Below are 14,458 nucleotides of genomic sequence, written 5' to 3' on the forward strand. Positions count from 1 at the left end.
GCGATCGACAGGCGTTTGCAAAATGGTTGATACATTTTGCTCATATTCCTCTTGCACTCCCGGTAGAAAATCCGTATACTACCACCTTGCGCCTTGGTGGGTGTAGTTCAGTCGGCTAGAACGCCAGATTGTGGCTCTGGAGGTCGTGGGTTCGAGTCCCATCATCCACCCCAGCGCGAGTTTGAAAAAAGTACTTGCAATTGCTGGAAACATGCTTTAAAATAATCCAGCGCTTTGCGCACTTGGAACTTTGACATAGGCGTTATTTCTGGACTGTTAGCTTAGTTGGTAGAGCAGGGGACTCTTAATCCCAAGGTCCGGGGTTCGAGTCCCCGACAGTCCACCATTTGAATTCTAAAGGTCAGACATCATGTCTGGCCTTTTTCATTTTCCCCCTTCTCCTCTGAATTGTGGGCACCTTGTGTATGATGGCGGAAGCATCTGCGACAAAACGCTCCTTCGCGCGTGTTGGTAGCGGAAAGGAGATGGGATATGGATGTAGGTTGCGAGGCTCTGGGAGCCGGAACGTCCCGGAGCGACCGTCCGCTTGCTGCAGCGAACGGACGAAAACCGCACGCTGGCCAGCCGAGCGGAACCGTGCACGTCCTCGACGCCGTGGCGCTCGAAAGCGCCATGGAGCGCTGGGGCGACACCGTGCTTCGCTTGGCTACCAGCCGCATGGGCAGCGTCGCCGACGCTGAGGACGTGTTTCAAACCGTGTTCATGCGCCTGCTGCAATCGAGAGAGCGGTTCACCGACGACGAGCATCTGAAGGCGTGGCTTCTGCGCGTGACGATCAACTGCTGCAACGACGTGCACCGCAGCCCCTGGAGCAAGCGCCGCGCCGAGCTTGACGATGCCACGCTGTCCACGTTGCGCGCCTCCGAGCTGGACGAGCCGGGACGCGAAGCGCCCGACGACGCTTTCGGCAACCGCAACCTCGAGCCCGGCGACTTGGCCGCGGCTCTCGCCCGCCTCACGCCCCAGCAGCGCACCGCCGTGCACCTGTTCTACTTCGAAGGATATGCAACCGACGAGATAGCGCAGATCACCGGCGAGCGCTCAGGCACCGTCCGATCCCACCTCCACCGCGCGCGCAAGGCCCTCAAGATCAATCTAGGAGCGCACTCATGAACGAAAACGATTTCCGCAAGGAGTACGAGCGCATGCAGCACCAGGTGCGCGCGTCGTCCGATCTCAAAGAACGCACGCTAGCCGCCGCCGAGCGGGCAGCCGACCGCTTCGCCTCCTCCGCTCAGCCGGTCGCGACCGCGTCAGCCAAGCGCCCACATCGGCGCGCCGGATCGCGCAGCGGCGGCGTCGCAGTTGCGCGTCGCTGGGGTCTGCCCGCCGCAGCCTGCCTCGTCGCCGCGGCCATCGTCGCCGGCGGCGTGCCCATGGTCATGGGCGCGATGGACGCGGACGGCCATACGGCCATCTCCCTGAGCGACGCCCAACAGGCAAGCGGCTTCGCCGTGCGCGCCTACGCCTCCGACGGCAGCGCGCCGCTCGCGCCCGGCGAGGGGGGCACCGTTGCGTTCGACCGCGACTTGGGCTACCGCTTCTCAGGAGGCGACGACTACAAAGTGAGCGGCTTCTTCACCGGCTGCCTCTTCCACGTTGAGGGCGAGGGCATCTCCCGCGTGCAGGCGAACCTGACGGGCGGAGCCCTGTACCGCGTGACGTTCGAAGACGGACCGACCGACCCCGACGACCCGCGCATGGGCGAGCTGGCAAGCTGGAAGCCCACGGCGCGCGGTACCGGCGAGTACTACGGCGGCTACGATTTCGTCGGAAGCTCCATGCGGAACGGAGAGAGTAAGCTGAGCCTCGCGAAGCTCATGGGTTCCACCATCGACGTCTCCGCAAGCGACGACCCCGGCATCGCGGACGGCACGACGAGTTTCGGCCTCTGGACGAACGAGGGCGAGCCTCCTGAAAACATCATGGGCGACCTGCAATCCCCCGTCATCGACCTGTTCGAAGGACAGACGCTCACCGTCACCGTGACGTTCGAGGACGGGCGCACGTCCACCCAGGCCATCGAGCTGCACGCGGCCAACTTCGAGACCGAAATGGTCGACGGCACCCCCCGCCTGACCACCCGTCTCGCCGCAGACGACGCCGAAGCCCCCTCGGCAGCGAAATCGCTCTACGGCATCGTGGTGAAAGCGGGAAGCGGCCCGTTCCCCTTCCCGCTCGACGACGCGAACGACCGCGCCGACGAAGTGCTGCCCGCGTCGACCATCGAGCGCCAGGACGATACCTGGCGGGCAACCGTCGAGGAGAACGGCGCGCGCGTCGACGCGACCCTGCCCGAAAACGCGCTCACACCGTCCGACGGCGAAGTCGCGTTCGACTTCGGATACGAAAGCACCGGCTCCTCTCACCCAGACTCCGAAAGCTCGCAACAGCCGACCGCGCGCTTGGCCATGAGCTCCCCTTCCATCTCGCTCTCCGACACTCTTCCGGGCGGAAAGGCGCTCGACGACTGCCTCTTTGTCGTGGACGGATGGCTGGGCAACGCGCGCTACATGGACAAATGCTCGCGCGAGGTGTGGGGCTACGGCTACAACGACGACGGCACGCTTACGAGCGACGACTACCGTTACGCGTCCACGACGGTGACGCTGCGCAACCTTGAAGATACGGCCGTCCCCGTTTGGACGCCCGTGCTCTACGATTTCGCCCTGCGCAACGATGACGGAACGCTCGACATGGTGCGGACGGGTTACGATCTGGACTTCGAGGCAACGGGCGACACCGTGCCCTCCGACGACCCCCAGCACGTCGTCATCGCGCCGGGCGGCACAGTGCAGCTGACCGTGGTGCGCGTCCTGCCCACGTACGTCCTGGAGAGCGGAAACCTGGTGCTCGTGCCGACCGACGACGGCAGCCCGTTCTCCCAGGCCTTCTCCCTCGGCGGGCAGATCTAGCTGCCCCGCCGCTTCATCGCGGAGCCCCCGCAGACTCGGCCTGCGGGGGCTCCTTCGCTCCCCCCCCTATTCGCGCACGAGCTTCCGGGCGCCGACGTACGTCACCGCGAAGTAGGCGCCGTACACCGCCAGGAACGCGCCGGCGCAGGCCAACGCCATCGACGTGATGTCGAGGTGCCCGAACACGGCCACGACGTCGGTGACCACCACGAGCGCGCACGCGGCGTGCGCGACGGCCAGCAGCAGCGGGAACAGGAAGTACACGAGCACCTGAACGAACAGCGCGCTGCTGATCATGCCCTCGGGAGCCCCCAGCTTTCGCAGCAGCCCGTAGCGCTGCGCGTTATCGGAAGCGTCGGACAGCTGCTGGATGGCGAGTATGGCCGCACAGGCGATGACCAGCACGAAGCCCAGGTAGATGGCCAGGTACGCCACAATGGTGGACAGGCTGATGCTCTGGTCGATCACCTCGGCGCGCGTCATGGACAGCGTGATCGGCCAGGTGTCGGGGTTGTCGGTGTCCGCCACGGCGTCCATCATCTCGCCGAACGCGGCCTCGTCCTCGTCGCTTGCGCACTGCACGTCGAGGACGGACTGGAGGATCGCCGATCCTGCCGGCACCGCCTCGTCGGGCACCACGAGCGTGCCCGTGTTCATCGGAAACGGCGTGGTCTGCAGGCTCTCGCCCCGGAATTCGGCCACGCGCAGGTCGCGCCCGCCCACGGACAGCACGGTGCCGCGATCCACCGCGTCGCGGTAGAACCCGCTCGTGATGTCGGAGTCGCTGAAAACCGCGCACTCCCCCGCGCCCAGCTCGAGCGCCGGTCGACCCGCCAGCTCGAGCGCGGCGTTCACCTGCGACAGCTTCGCCAGGTACACGGGGTACGCGCCGTAACCGCTGTTGACGGACGCGCCCGCGTAGTCGGACAGCTTGAGGCCGCTCGCGCGCTCCACGTCGTCCATCACGAGGCCGTCGGCCGGATCGACCAAAAAGTCGATCTGCGCCGTGCGGGACGCCGCCGCATCGAAGTCGCCCGCGCCCACGGCCGCCACGCTCGCGCGCAGCCCCGCGGCCATATCGTAGCCCTGCCGCTCGGCGAAGGCCCCGAATTCACCCAGTTCGGCAGGCTGATAGCCCGCCTCGGCGTTGTACGAGCCGAACGACGTGGACACGCTGGCGCTGTAGCCGGTGCTCTTGTCCAGCGAGCCGTCGATGGCGTTGCGGATGCCGATGCCGCCGCACACGCTGGTGATGGCCAGGAACAGCACGAGGCACACCACCGACAGCGACGCGAACGCGGTGTTCACCTTCGCGTTCAGCTGCCGCAGCGCGAACATGTTAAGCCCGCGCAGGTACAGCGGCTTGATCAGCTGTACCAGCTTCAACAGGAAGCCCGACAGCGCGTAGAAGAACAGCACCGTGCCTGCGCACACGAGCAACGTGGCCGCCGCGAATTCGGGCGAGGGCTCCATCAGCCCGTTGTCGATGAGCAGCTTGTACGACACGCCTATCAGCACGAGCGACGCCGCGAACAGCGCGAGCGACAGCGGCAAGCTGGTCAGCCGCATCTCCTCGTTCTTACGCTGCGCGTGCAGAAGGTCGATAAGCTTCGCCCGCGCCACCGTGCGCGCGTTCAACAGCGCGGCCGTCAGGAAGATGGCCGCGAACACGATGGCGGTCTTCGCCAACGCGTCGGCCGAGAACACGAACGCGAAGCCGCCCGCCTCGGCCACGTCGGCCTGGAACAGCGCGCTCGTCAGCTGCAAGAGAAGCTGCGACAGCCCGATGCCCACGACGAGCCCCGCCGCAAGCGAGGCCGCGCCCGCGATCAGCGATTCCAGCGCCACGATCTTCACCACGTCGCCCGTGCTCATGCCCAAGGCGAGGTACACCCCGAACTCGCGCTTGCGCCGCTTGATGAGGAAACTGTTCGCGTACACCACGAGGAACACGAGCACGAACGCAATGAACACCGACACGCCGCCGATGACCATGCCCAGCAGATCGAACATCTTGCTTTGCGTCTCGGAGAACGCGAGCACGCCCTGCTGGGCCGTCATGGAGTTGAACGCGTAGAACACCGCCACGCCCAGCATGACCGTGAGGAAGTAGATGCCGAAGTCCGCCAGCGACTTGCGCACGTTGCCGAGCGCGAGCCTAGCAAGCATGGCGCGTCACCTCGTCCGCGGCATCGTCCTCGCCCGCGCCGCCCATGCTGGAGACCACGTCCACGATGCGGCGGTAGAACGCCGAACGCTCCGTGCCGTTACGGCGCAGCTCGCCGTACAGGCCGCCATCCTTGATGAACACGATGCGGTTGCAGTAGCTGGCCGAGAACGAGTCGTGCGTGACCATGAGGATGGTGGATCCCCGCTCGTTGAGGTGCGCAAGCGATTCGAGCAGCTGGCGCGCCGATTTCGAATCGAGCGCGCCGGTGGGCTCGTCGGCCAGCACAAGATGCGGGCGGGTCACCGTGGCGCGCGCCGCGGCCACGCGCTGCTTCTGGCCGCCGGACATCTGGTAGGGGTACTTCTGCAGCACATCCTCGATGCCCAGCGTGCGCGCCGCCTCACGCACGCGCGGGTCGATCTCGCGCACGGGCGCCTTCTGGATGGTCAGCGCCAGCGCGATGTTCTCGTACGCCGTGAGCGTGTCCAGCAGGTTCGAGTCCTGGAAGATGAAGCCCAGGTCCTCGCGCCGGAACTTCGCCAGCTCCTTGCCAGCGAGCGCGGTCACGTCGCGCCCGCCGACGACGATGGTGCCGCTCGACGGCTTGTCGATGGTGGCCAGGCAGTTCAGTAGCGTCGATTTGCCCGACCCGCTGGGCCCCATGATGCCGGTGAACTCGCCGCACGCCACCGCGAAGCTCACGCGGTCGAGCGCCTGCGTCACGCTGCCGTCGTGCTTGCGCCCCTCGGCGCCGTAGCGCTTGCTGAGAGCGCGCACCTCCACCACCGTCGACGCGCCGACGTCCCTTGCATCCATATTCAGCTCCTTCTTCTCGTTTTGCTCCTGCTCCCAGGTTACGAGCCGCTCCTTACAGCGCCTTGCAGCGCGCCTTGCGGCTTCCTTACCGCACCTTGCGGCTGCCTTACGATACGAAGAAGCGGATTACCGCGCTCGGCCGCATGTGTCATACTGGCAAGCACGAAAGAGAAAGGGGTTCGACGATGACCGGCGCATTCGGCATGGTGGAGACGCACTTGCGCGGCAAGCGCATCCTGCTGGTGGACGACGAGCGCGAGCTGGCCGACATGGTGGCCACCATCTTGCACGGCGCGGGGTTCGCCTCCGTCGACATCGCGAATTCCAGCGCCGAAGCGCTCTCCTCGATCGCGGCGCGCAGCGCCTCCCCCGAGCACGCGTACCAGCTGTTCGTGCTCGACGTGATGATGCCCGGCATGGACGGCTTCGAGCTGCTCGGACGCATCCGTCAGCTGCCCGCGCACACCTCGACGCCCGCGCTGTTCCTCACGGCGAAAGACGAGCCTTTCGATCGCGTGTCGGGACTCACGTTGGGCGCCGACGATTACATCGCGAAGCCGTTTCTGCCCCAAGAGCTGGTGCTGCGCATCGCCGCCGTGCTGCGCCGCTGCTATGCCGCCGAGAACCCGCTGTTGGAGCTGGCTGCGAGCCGCGTGAACTTCGCCACCGCCGAGGTGGAGCGCGCCGACGGGCAGACGGTGCCGCTCACCGCCAAAGAACACGAGATCCTGAGCGTGCTCGCGCGCAACGCCGGGCGCATCGTCACCATCGATTCCCTGTGCGAGGCGTGCTGGGGCACGTCGTTCGGCTACGAGAACTCGCTCATGGCGCACATCCGTCGCCTGCGCGAGAAGATCGAGGCAGACCCGTCGGCGCCGGTTTCGCTCGTCACGGCGCGCGGACTGGGCTACAAGCTGGTCGAGCGCGGCTAGCTCATGGGCCGCGCCCCTCGCACATCTGCTCGAGACCGTCGCACAAGGCGACCGGCGGGCTTCGCGCGCTTCTTCACCAAGCAGCTGCTGCTGTTCGTGGCGCTGGCGCTGCTCATCGTGGTCATCGACTTCTTCCTGTACGCCGTCATCGCCTACCGGGAATCGAACTCGAACTTCAACGACGGCACGCCCGCGTCCACGACGCGCGCAGTCGACCAAGCTCTCGAGCAGGATGCCGACGGCTCATGGACGCTTGGGGAGAACGGCCTGGAGGCGCTCGGCCAGCAGGACGCCTGGGCGCTCGTCATCGGGACGGACGGCGCGGTGGCCTGGTCGCAGGACAAGCCGGAGGACGTGCCCGACCGGTTCAGCGTGAACGACGTGGCGATGGCAGCGCATTATGCGGCCGTCGCCGACTATCCGGCGTTTTTCTGGGATCGGGACGACGGCCTGCTGGTCGTGGGTTTCCCGAAGAACGAGTTCTGGACGATGACGCTCACCTACCCCGCGTCGACCGTGCGCAACTTCCCGCTGTACGTGCTGCTGATATTCGCAGTCGACCTCGGGATCTTGTACACCATCTACGCGGTGTCGCGTCGCCGGACGCAAAACGCCGTGGCTCCCATCGCCGAAGCGCTCGACGCGCTGTCTGACGGGCGCGCGGCCGAGCTGCACCTCAAAGGGGATCTGCGCGACATCGGCGACCAGATCACCGAGACGAGCGCCGTCATCGAGCAGAAGGACGCCGCGCGCGCAAGCTGGATTCGCGGCATCTCCCACGACATCCGCACGCCGCTGTCGATGATTCTCGGCTACGCCGACGCGCTCGTGCAGGACGAGGGCGCAGCCGAAGAGGCGCGCGCAAGCGCGCGGGTCATCAGAGCGCAGGGGCTCAAGATCAAGGACCTCGTCACCGATCTCAACACCGCCTCGCAGCTGGACTACGACATGCAGCCGATGCGCCTGGAACGCGTGCATGCGGCGCGCCTGCTGCGCACCGTGGCGGCCGCGCATGCGAACAGCGGGCTGGACGAAGCGCATCCTATCGAGCTCGACATCGCAGAGGACGCGCTGAACGCGGTGGTGCTGGGGGACGAGAGGCTGCTCACGCGCGCGGTGGAGAACGCCATCTCCAACGCGCGGCTGCACAACGAGCAGGGATGCACGATCAGCGTCGAACTGGCGCTGCGAGACAACGCGTACTGCACGATCCGCGTGAGCGACGACGGTGCTGGAATCGCGGCTGCCGACCTCGCCGCGCTCGAAGCGCGCCTCGCGCGCTCGCGCACGGCGCGCAGCGCGGCTGGGTCGTTCAACCGCGATCACGGCCTGGGGCTCGTTCTGGTCGACCGCATCGCCCGCGCGCACGAGGGATCGCTCTCCCTCGACGGCGCGCCGGGCGAAGGCTTCTCCGTGACCCTCGCCCTCCCGCTGGCGTAGCGACGGAAGGGTTTACGCTCCGCAGACGCCGATGCCGATGAGGCCGGGGCCGGTATGCACCACGAGCACGGGGCTGATCTGCCCTTCGTACCAGGCGTCCACGTTGTGCACGCGCTGCTCCAGCTCGTGCTTTACTTCGGCCGCCTCCGCAGCGGCATCGCCGTTCACCACGGCCATCGTGCAACGCGGATACCGCGCCGCTGCCTCCTCGGCGCAGCGCATGGCCTTCTTCAGCGATTGACGGCGACCCTTGGCCTTCGCCACGGTGCAGTACACGCCCTTCTCGTTGCAGGTGATCACCGGGCGCATGTCCAGCAGACTGCCCACCGCGTACGTCACGTTGCCTATGCGGCCGCCCTTATGCAGGTATTCCAGCGTGTCCACGCAGAAGAACACCTTCGTGCTCTCCACGATGCGCTCGCTGTCGCGTCGCAGGTCGTCGAGCGTGGCGCCGTCGGCCAGCCTGCGCGCCACCGCAAGCGCGACCAAGCCCGCGCCCATGCCGATGTTCTTCGTGTCCACGATGCAGCAGTCCAGCTCGGGCATCCCGACGGTGATCGATCGCATGAGCTCGCATGTGGCCGACAGGCCGCTCGAGATAGTGACGATGACGGCCTGCTCGTAACCGTCGTCCACGACGCGCTGCAGCACCTCGCGCGCAATCGCAGGAGTCGGCGTGGACGTAGTGGGGATCTCCTCGGAGAAGCGGTCGTATACCTGTTGCGGCGTGATGGTCACTTTATCGAGAAAGCTCTCGCGTTCGTAGTTCACCTGCAACGGCACGACGTACATGCCGTACCGCTCGACGTCCGCCGGCGGCACGTCGGTGCACGAGTCGATGACGAGAGCGATGCGAGAGGTGTCCATGCGACCTGCTTTCGTTCGTCCGGGCATCGCCCGGGTTACTATCTAGTATCAATAACTAGATTATTGGTTGAAACGTACTATGTCAAGCAGTTCTAAAGATTGACTCCAAACGGTCGCCTTGCTATGCTCGTTTTGTTTCCTCCGCACGCGCGCGAAAGGCTCCTTCATGAACGACGCATCCGTCAGCACATCGACCTATGCCGAGCATCTCGTCTCCCTGCACCTCCCTCGCTACGACGAGATACCCTCCATCGACCTGTACATGGACCAACTGGTGGGTTTTCTCGAAGACACGCTGGCTCCGCTGTACCAGCCCGGCGAGAAGATCATCACGCGTTCCATGGTGAACAACTACGTGAAGCAGGGCGTGCTGGCATCGGCCGCAGGCAAGAAGTACACGCGCTCCCACATCGCATACCTCATCGTCATCTGCACCCTTAAGCAGACGTTCTCCATAGCGGAAATCGACCGGCTCATCCGCATGCAAATCGCCAGCTTCGACACGCGCGTGGCCTACGACTACTACTGCGATGCGTTCGAAGCCGCGCTGCGAGCGTTGTTCGCAGCCCTTCCAACCAGCCCGAAAGGCCTGATGAGCGGAGAAAATGAGGGGGATTTCGAGCGGGATCTGGTGCTGGCTTCCACGGCGGCTGTCGCCTACACGCTCTACATCAAAGCGAGCATCGCCGTAGCGGGCGGGCGGCCCAAATAACGCCTTCCGCTCATTTCGTGCGCAAAGCCGAGCGGATGCGACCGGCTCGGTTACAATAAAAGGGTTGATCCCATCCCAACGAATGGAGGAGCCCTTGGAAGCGCTCATGCTCGCCCTGCTCTTGCTGGCGGCCGTCCTCGTCTCGTCGGTCATCGACCAGCTGGTGCCCAAGATCTCCTCGCCCCTCATACAGATCCTGCTTGGCCTCGGCATCGCGCTTCTCGCTTCCTCGCAAATCAAGATCGAACTCGATGACAAGCTGTTCCTCGTGCTGTTCATCGCTCCTTTGCTCTACGACGAGGCCAAGAACATCGACAAGGCATCGCTGTGGCGCAACCGCAAGCCCGTGCTGTCGCTGGCCATCGGACTGGTGCTTGCCACGGCGCTCGTCGTGGGGTTCGCCGTCCACTGGCTCGTGCCGTCCATCAGCTTGTTCGCCGCTTTCGCGCTGGGCGCGGCGCTCGGCCCGACCGATGCCGTGGCGGTAGCGTCGCTTTCCAAGGAAACGAGCATCTCCTCACGTTCCAAGAGCATTCTCGAAGGCGAGTCGCTCATCAACGACGCCTCGGGCATCGTGGCGTTCCAATTCGCCATCGCAGCCGCCGTCACCGGCACGTTCTCCCTCGTCGACGCCACAGCCGACTTCCTGTTCAGCTTCTTCGGCGGTATCCTCATGGGCATCGCCCTGGGCTACCTGGGCAACTTCCTAGTGCGCAAGGTTCGCTCGTGGGGCCTGGAGAACACGACCTTCCACGTGTTGTTCGAGGTGTTCACGCCGTTCATCGTGTACCTTGTGGCCAACGCGCTGCACACGAGCGGCATCCTGGCCGTGGTGGCGGCAGGTCTCGTGAACGTCATCTCGCCGCGCATCATCGGGCCGTCCATCTCGCGCATGAACATCGTCTCGACAAGCGTCTGGCGGGTGCTGTCCTTCGCGCTCAACGGCGTGGTGTTCGTGTTGCTGGGCACGCAGCTGCCGCTCGCCTTTCAAGGAACATGGGAAAGCACGGCCGTTTCGAACGACAAGCTCATCGCGTACGTGCTGGGTCTCGCCTTCATCGTGATCTTCGCACGATTCGTTTGGGTGATGGCCATGGAATGGGTGCACAGCCGCGCCGAACGCGCAGATCGCCCGTTCGGGTTGGAGAACGTGCGCACGGCTGCCGTCATGACCCTGGGCGGCCCGAAAGGAGCCATCACGCTGGCCGTGGCGTTCACCATATCCTACGCGGTGCCGCAGCGCGACCTCATGATATTCATGGCCTGCGGCGTGATCGTAGTAACCCTGCTTCTGGCCACGTTCGTCGTGCCCCTGCTGGCACCGAAGAAGCCGCCCACCGACGAGGACCTGCGCTGCGACGAGACCGAGGTGAGCATCGAGATACTGCGCACCGTCATCGAGGACTTGGCCGCGCGCCAGACCGCCGAGAACCGTGCGGCCACGCAGATGGTGATCCGCTCCTACAACGACCGCATCGCGCGCATCAAAAGCCGCAACGACATCGAGGACGAGCCGAACACGGCCCTGCGCCTGCAAGCGGTGCGCTGGGAGCAGGAGCTCGCGCTCAAGCTCATCGACGACGAGGAGATCTACCCCATCATCGGCTACCAGTACCTCAGCCGCCTCGCCCGCATCGAGAACATGCTGAAGCATCATCGAGGCCGCTGGTCGGCTCAGAACTTCATGCTGCGCCTGCGAGCCATAGCGCGCTCGGGATGGCACCGCATCGTCGCCGGACTGCCCGGCATCAACGTCACGGAACGCGTGCAGGCCATCCGCGATCTGCAGATGCAATGCGCCGAGCACGTGGTGGAGCGCCTGCAGCAGAAGCTGGCCTCCCCCGAATCGGACGAACCGGCCGAGGACGTCAGCACGCTCTTGCTGGAATACCAGCGTTCCATCACGGCCTTGCGCAATGCCAACCCGTCCATCACCGCCCTCACGAACACGGCAAGCAAGGCCCAAGACATCGAACGCTACGGCTTGCGCCTCGAGCTCGAGCAGATCCAAGCGCGCTACGAAGACGGCGACCTGTGCCGATCCTCGTACAAGCGCCTGCGCGAGAATGTCGCCCTGATGCAGGTCGACCTGGAGGACAACGTATAAAAAAGGCCGCCCATCGGGCGGCCTTCCTTCGAACGAAACCTACATCTTGGCCGGAGCGGAAACGCCCAGCAGGTCCAGCGTCTTGGCCAGCACGATGCGCGTGGCGTCCACGAGGGCAAGACGCGCGTTCGTCACAGCCTCCTCCTCGCCGATGACGTGGCAGTTCGTGTAGAACGAATGGAACAGCGAGGCCAGATCCTGAGCGTAGTGCGTCAAACGGAACGCCGCGCGGTCGCGAGCCGCCTGAGCCACGAGCGGGCCGAAGTCGTCCATCTTGCGCATCAGCGCCAGCTCGGACTCGTGCGTGAGCGGCGAGAGGTCCACGTTCGCCGGGATCACCTTCGAGGCCAGCTCGTCCATCGACATGTCGCCGTTCGCGGCCGCTTCGGCATCGGCCGGGTCGGCCGCCTTGCGCAGGATCGAGCAGATGCGCGCGTGCGCGTACTGCACGTAGTACACCGGGTTCGACGCGTCCTTCTTCTTCGCCACCTCGATGTCGAAGTCGATGGGCTGGTCGGAGGACTTCGCCAGCATGAGGTAGCGGGTGGCGTCCACGCCCACCTCGTCGATGAGCTCCTCGAACGTGATCATCTCGCCCGTGCGCTTCGACATGCGCACGGCCTCGCCGTCGCGGAACAGGTTCACCAGCTGGCCGAGCATGATCTCGAGCGCGCCGGGCCAGCCCCACGCGGCCAGCATGGCCTCGCAGCGGGCGATGTAGCCGTGGTGGTCGGCGCCCCAGATGTTGATGAGGTGGTCGAAGCCGCGCTCCATCTTGTTGTAGTGGTACGCCACGTCGCTCATGAAGTACGTCATCTCGCCGTTGGCCTTGATGAGCACGCGATCCTTCTCGTCGTCGAACGCGCTGGACCTGAACCAGGTGGCGCCGTCCTCGACGTAGATGTAGCCCTTCTCGTCCATGGCCTTGAGGCTGCGGTCCACCGCGCTCAAGCCGTCCTCATCGGGCACGTACAGCGAGCGCTCGGAGAACCAGCATCCGAAGGTGGTGCCGAACCGCTCGGTGACGCGGTGCTGCTCGGCCAACTCGTAGGCATAGGCGCGCTCGCGGAAGTTCTCCATGCGCTCCTTCGGGTCGGCATCGAGCCACTTGTCGCCGTCCTCATCGATGATGGTCTGCGCGATATCCTTCACGTAAGAGCCTGCATAGCACGCCTCGGGCATCTCCACGTCGCGGCCCAGCAGCTGCTGGTAGCGCACGGCCACCGACTCGCCGAAGTTGTCCATCTGCGTGCCGGCATCGTTGATGTAGAACTCTTCGAACACGTCGTAGCCCGCATGGCGCATGACGCGCGCCGTGGCATCGCCCAGCGCGGCCCAGCGGCCATGGCCCACGTGCAAGGGGCCGGTGGGGTTCGCCGAGATGTACTCCAGGTTGATCTTGCGCTCGCCCTCGGGAATCTCGCCCTTGCCGAAGTCGTCCTTCTCGGCGCGAGCCGCCGCCACAACGCCCTGCAGGACGGCGTTCGCCAGACGAATGTTGATGAAGCCGGGGCCGGCGATGTCGACGGAAGCGATCATGTCGTTCTCGGGCAGGTGGTCGACGATGATCTGAGCGATCTCGCGAGGATTCTTCTTGGCAAGCTTTGCCGAACGCATGGCGACGGTGGACGCCCAGTCGCCGTTGCTCTCGTCGCGCGGGCGCTCGAGAGCCGCCTCGGGAGCCTGCTCGAGCGTGAGCGTTCCGTCCTCGCACGCGGCCGCGACGGCCGCGTCGATCAGCTGTTCAAGTTGTTCGCGAATTTGCATGGTACGCATCTTTCCTTAGCGGATGGGTCTTTCGTTTACACGTCTCACGATTCTACCATGTTCCCGAGCGTTTGGGGCACGCAGCCCCCACGCGTTTCACTCGAACGCCCGTTATGCAGAAAACATACACACGACCTCGGATAATCTCCGTTTCGTTGCGCACATATGGTACAGTGACCCAGCAACCGACGAGAGAAAGGACCGGCATGGAATTGCGATTCGAGCATGGGAACTTCGATGACGCGCGCATCGTACGCACACGCGTGTTCATGGAGGAACAGGGTTTCCAGGACGAGTTCGACGACATCGACGACGATCCGCGCACCATCCACGTAACGCTTTACGACGCAAACGCCCTTGTCGGCTGCGCACGCACCTTCCCCGATCCCGACCGCCCCGATCAGCCGGGTCGCTGGGTGTTCGGCCGCCTGGCCGTGCTTCCCGAGGCGCGCCGCGGCGGCTTCGGGGCCGCGCTGCTGGCCGAGTCCGAGCGCCTGGCGCGCGAGGCCGGCGCGACCGAAATGCACCTGCACGCCCAATGCCGCGTCACGCCGTTCTACGGGCGTATGGGCTACGCGCAGTACGGTCCCGTCGAGCTGGACGAGCACGTCGAGCACATCTGGATGGAGAAACTCCTGGATGAGACAGGGGGACGAGGTTAGTGCCTCATTCCGCAAGCATACCGCATCCGTATCGACAGGGAATGAGGCA

Annotated in this window: 11 protein-coding genes and 2 tRNA genes; 9 read left to right on the forward strand and 4 right to left on the reverse strand. The window is 65.1% G+C overall.

Annotated elements, in window-relative coordinates:
* Positions 1-96: 96 nt before the first annotated feature.
* From ELEN_RS09680 to ELEN_RS09695, 4 genes are all read left to right on the forward strand, one after another.
* A tRNA-His gene (locus ELEN_RS09680) sits at positions 97-173 on the forward strand.
* Positions 174-270: 97 nt separating this feature from the next.
* Positions 271-346, forward strand: a tRNA-Lys gene (locus tag ELEN_RS09685).
* 146 nt (positions 347-492) lie between these two features.
* Complete coding sequence (locus ELEN_RS09690) at positions 493-1,134, forward strand: RNA polymerase sigma factor (RefSeq protein WP_009608270.1); 642 nt, start codon at positions 493-495, stop codon at positions 1,132-1,134.
* Positions 1,131-2,936: a hypothetical protein gene (locus tag ELEN_RS09695; protein ID WP_009608276.1), complete on the forward strand. Its 1,806-nt coding sequence runs from the start codon at positions 1,131-1,133 to the stop codon at positions 2,934-2,936. Before ELEN_RS09690 ends, ELEN_RS09695 begins: the two co-directional genes overlap by 4 nt.
* A gap of 66 nt (positions 2,937-3,002) precedes the next feature.
* Here ELEN_RS09695 and ELEN_RS09700 read toward each other — a convergent pair whose 3' ends face one another.
* Complete coding sequence (locus ELEN_RS09700; RefSeq protein ID WP_009304202.1) at positions 3,003-5,105, reverse strand: FtsX-like permease family protein; 2,103 nt, start codon at positions 5,103-5,105, stop codon at positions 3,003-3,005.
* The gene (locus ELEN_RS09705) at positions 5,095-5,922 is read right to left on the reverse strand and encodes an ABC transporter ATP-binding protein (RefSeq protein WP_009304201.1); all 828 of its coding nucleotides are present in this window, start codon (positions 5,920-5,922) and stop codon (positions 5,095-5,097) included. Before ELEN_RS09705 ends, ELEN_RS09700 begins: the two co-directional genes overlap by 11 nt.
* A gap of 185 nt (positions 5,923-6,107) precedes the next feature.
* Here ELEN_RS09705 and ELEN_RS09710 point away from each other — a divergent pair, with 185 nt between their 5' ends.
* Positions 6,108-6,854: a response regulator transcription factor gene (locus tag ELEN_RS09710; RefSeq protein WP_009304200.1), complete on the forward strand. Its 747-nt coding sequence runs from the start codon at positions 6,108-6,110 to the stop codon at positions 6,852-6,854.
* 3 nt (positions 6,855-6,857) lie between these two features.
* Entirely contained in the window at positions 6,858-8,294 is a 1,437-nt protein-coding gene (locus ELEN_RS09715; protein ID WP_009304199.1) for a sensor histidine kinase, read from the forward strand.
* Between the two features lie 12 nt (positions 8,295-8,306).
* On the opposite strand, the gene ELEN_RS09720 is transcribed toward ELEN_RS09715, so the two are convergent.
* Entirely contained in the window at positions 8,307-9,161 is an 855-nt protein-coding gene (locus ELEN_RS09720; protein WP_009304198.1) for a DegV family protein, read from the reverse strand.
* A gap of 166 nt (positions 9,162-9,327) precedes the next feature.
* Here ELEN_RS09720 and ELEN_RS09725 point away from each other — a divergent pair, with 166 nt between their 5' ends.
* Both ELEN_RS09725 and ELEN_RS09730 read left to right on the forward strand, forming a co-directional pair.
* Positions 9,328-9,873 carry a DUF1836 domain-containing protein gene (locus ELEN_RS09725; RefSeq protein WP_015760852.1) on the forward strand — a complete coding sequence of 182 codons (546 nt, stop codon included), beginning with the start codon at positions 9,328-9,330 and terminating at the stop codon, positions 9,871-9,873.
* Positions 9,874-9,955: 82 nt separating this feature from the next.
* Positions 9,956-11,980 (forward strand): cation:proton antiporter, encoded by a 2,025-nt coding sequence (locus ELEN_RS09730; protein WP_258773783.1) that lies wholly within the window; start codon positions 9,956-9,958, stop codon positions 11,978-11,980.
* Between the two features lie 39 nt (positions 11,981-12,019).
* Here ELEN_RS09730 and argS read toward each other — a convergent pair whose 3' ends face one another.
* The gene (argS, locus tag ELEN_RS09735) at positions 12,020-13,747 is read right to left on the reverse strand and encodes an arginine--tRNA ligase (RefSeq protein WP_015760854.1); all 1,728 of its coding nucleotides are present in this window, start codon (positions 13,745-13,747) and stop codon (positions 12,020-12,022) included.
* Positions 13,748-13,953: 206 nt separating this feature from the next.
* Here argS and ELEN_RS09740 point away from each other — a divergent pair, with 206 nt between their 5' ends.
* Entirely contained in the window at positions 13,954-14,409 is a 456-nt protein-coding gene (locus ELEN_RS09740; RefSeq protein WP_015760855.1) for a GNAT family N-acetyltransferase, read from the forward strand.
* Positions 14,410-14,458: the final 49 nt, after the last annotated feature.

The organism is Eggerthella lenta DSM 2243 (assembly GCF_000024265.1).
Taxonomy (GTDB): Bacteria; Actinomycetota; Coriobacteriia; order Coriobacteriales; family Eggerthellaceae; genus Eggerthella; species Eggerthella lenta.

Bases quoted from the DNA above. Each gene is read 5' to 3' on its own strand.
- ELEN_RS09725 (WP_015760852.1), top strand. From the start codon at position 9,328: ATGAACGACGCATCCGTCAGCACATCGACCTATGCCGAGCATCTCGTC.
- ELEN_RS09700 (WP_009304202.1), bottom strand. From the start codon at position 5,105: ATGCTTGCTAGGCTCGCGCTCGGCAACGTGCGCAAGTCGCTGGCGGAC.
- ELEN_RS09705 (WP_009304201.1), bottom strand. From the start codon at position 5,922: ATGGATGCAAGGGACGTCGGCGCGTCGACGGTGGTGGAGGTGCGCGCT.
- ELEN_RS09690 (WP_009608270.1), top strand. From the start codon at position 493: ATGGATGTAGGTTGCGAGGCTCTGGGAGCCGGAACGTCCCGGAGCGAC.
- ELEN_RS09730 (WP_258773783.1), top strand. From the start codon at position 9,956: ATGGAGGAGCCCTTGGAAGCGCTCATGCTCGCCCTGCTCTTGCTGGCG.
- ELEN_RS09740 (WP_015760855.1), top strand. From the start codon at position 13,954: ATGGAATTGCGATTCGAGCATGGGAACTTCGATGACGCGCGCATCGTA.
- ELEN_RS09720 (WP_009304198.1), bottom strand. From the start codon at position 9,161: ATGGACACCTCTCGCATCGCTCTCGTCATCGACTCGTGCACCGACGTG.
- ELEN_RS09715 (WP_009304199.1), top strand. From the start codon at position 6,858: ATGGGCCGCGCCCCTCGCACATCTGCTCGAGACCGTCGCACAAGGCGA.
- argS (WP_015760854.1), bottom strand. From the start codon at position 13,747: ATGCAAATTCGCGAACAACTTGAACAGCTGATCGACGCGGCCGTCGCG.
- ELEN_RS09695 (WP_009608276.1), top strand. From the start codon at position 1,131: ATGAACGAAAACGATTTCCGCAAGGAGTACGAGCGCATGCAGCACCAG.
- ELEN_RS09710 (WP_009304200.1), top strand. From the start codon at position 6,108: ATGACCGGCGCATTCGGCATGGTGGAGACGCACTTGCGCGGCAAGCGC.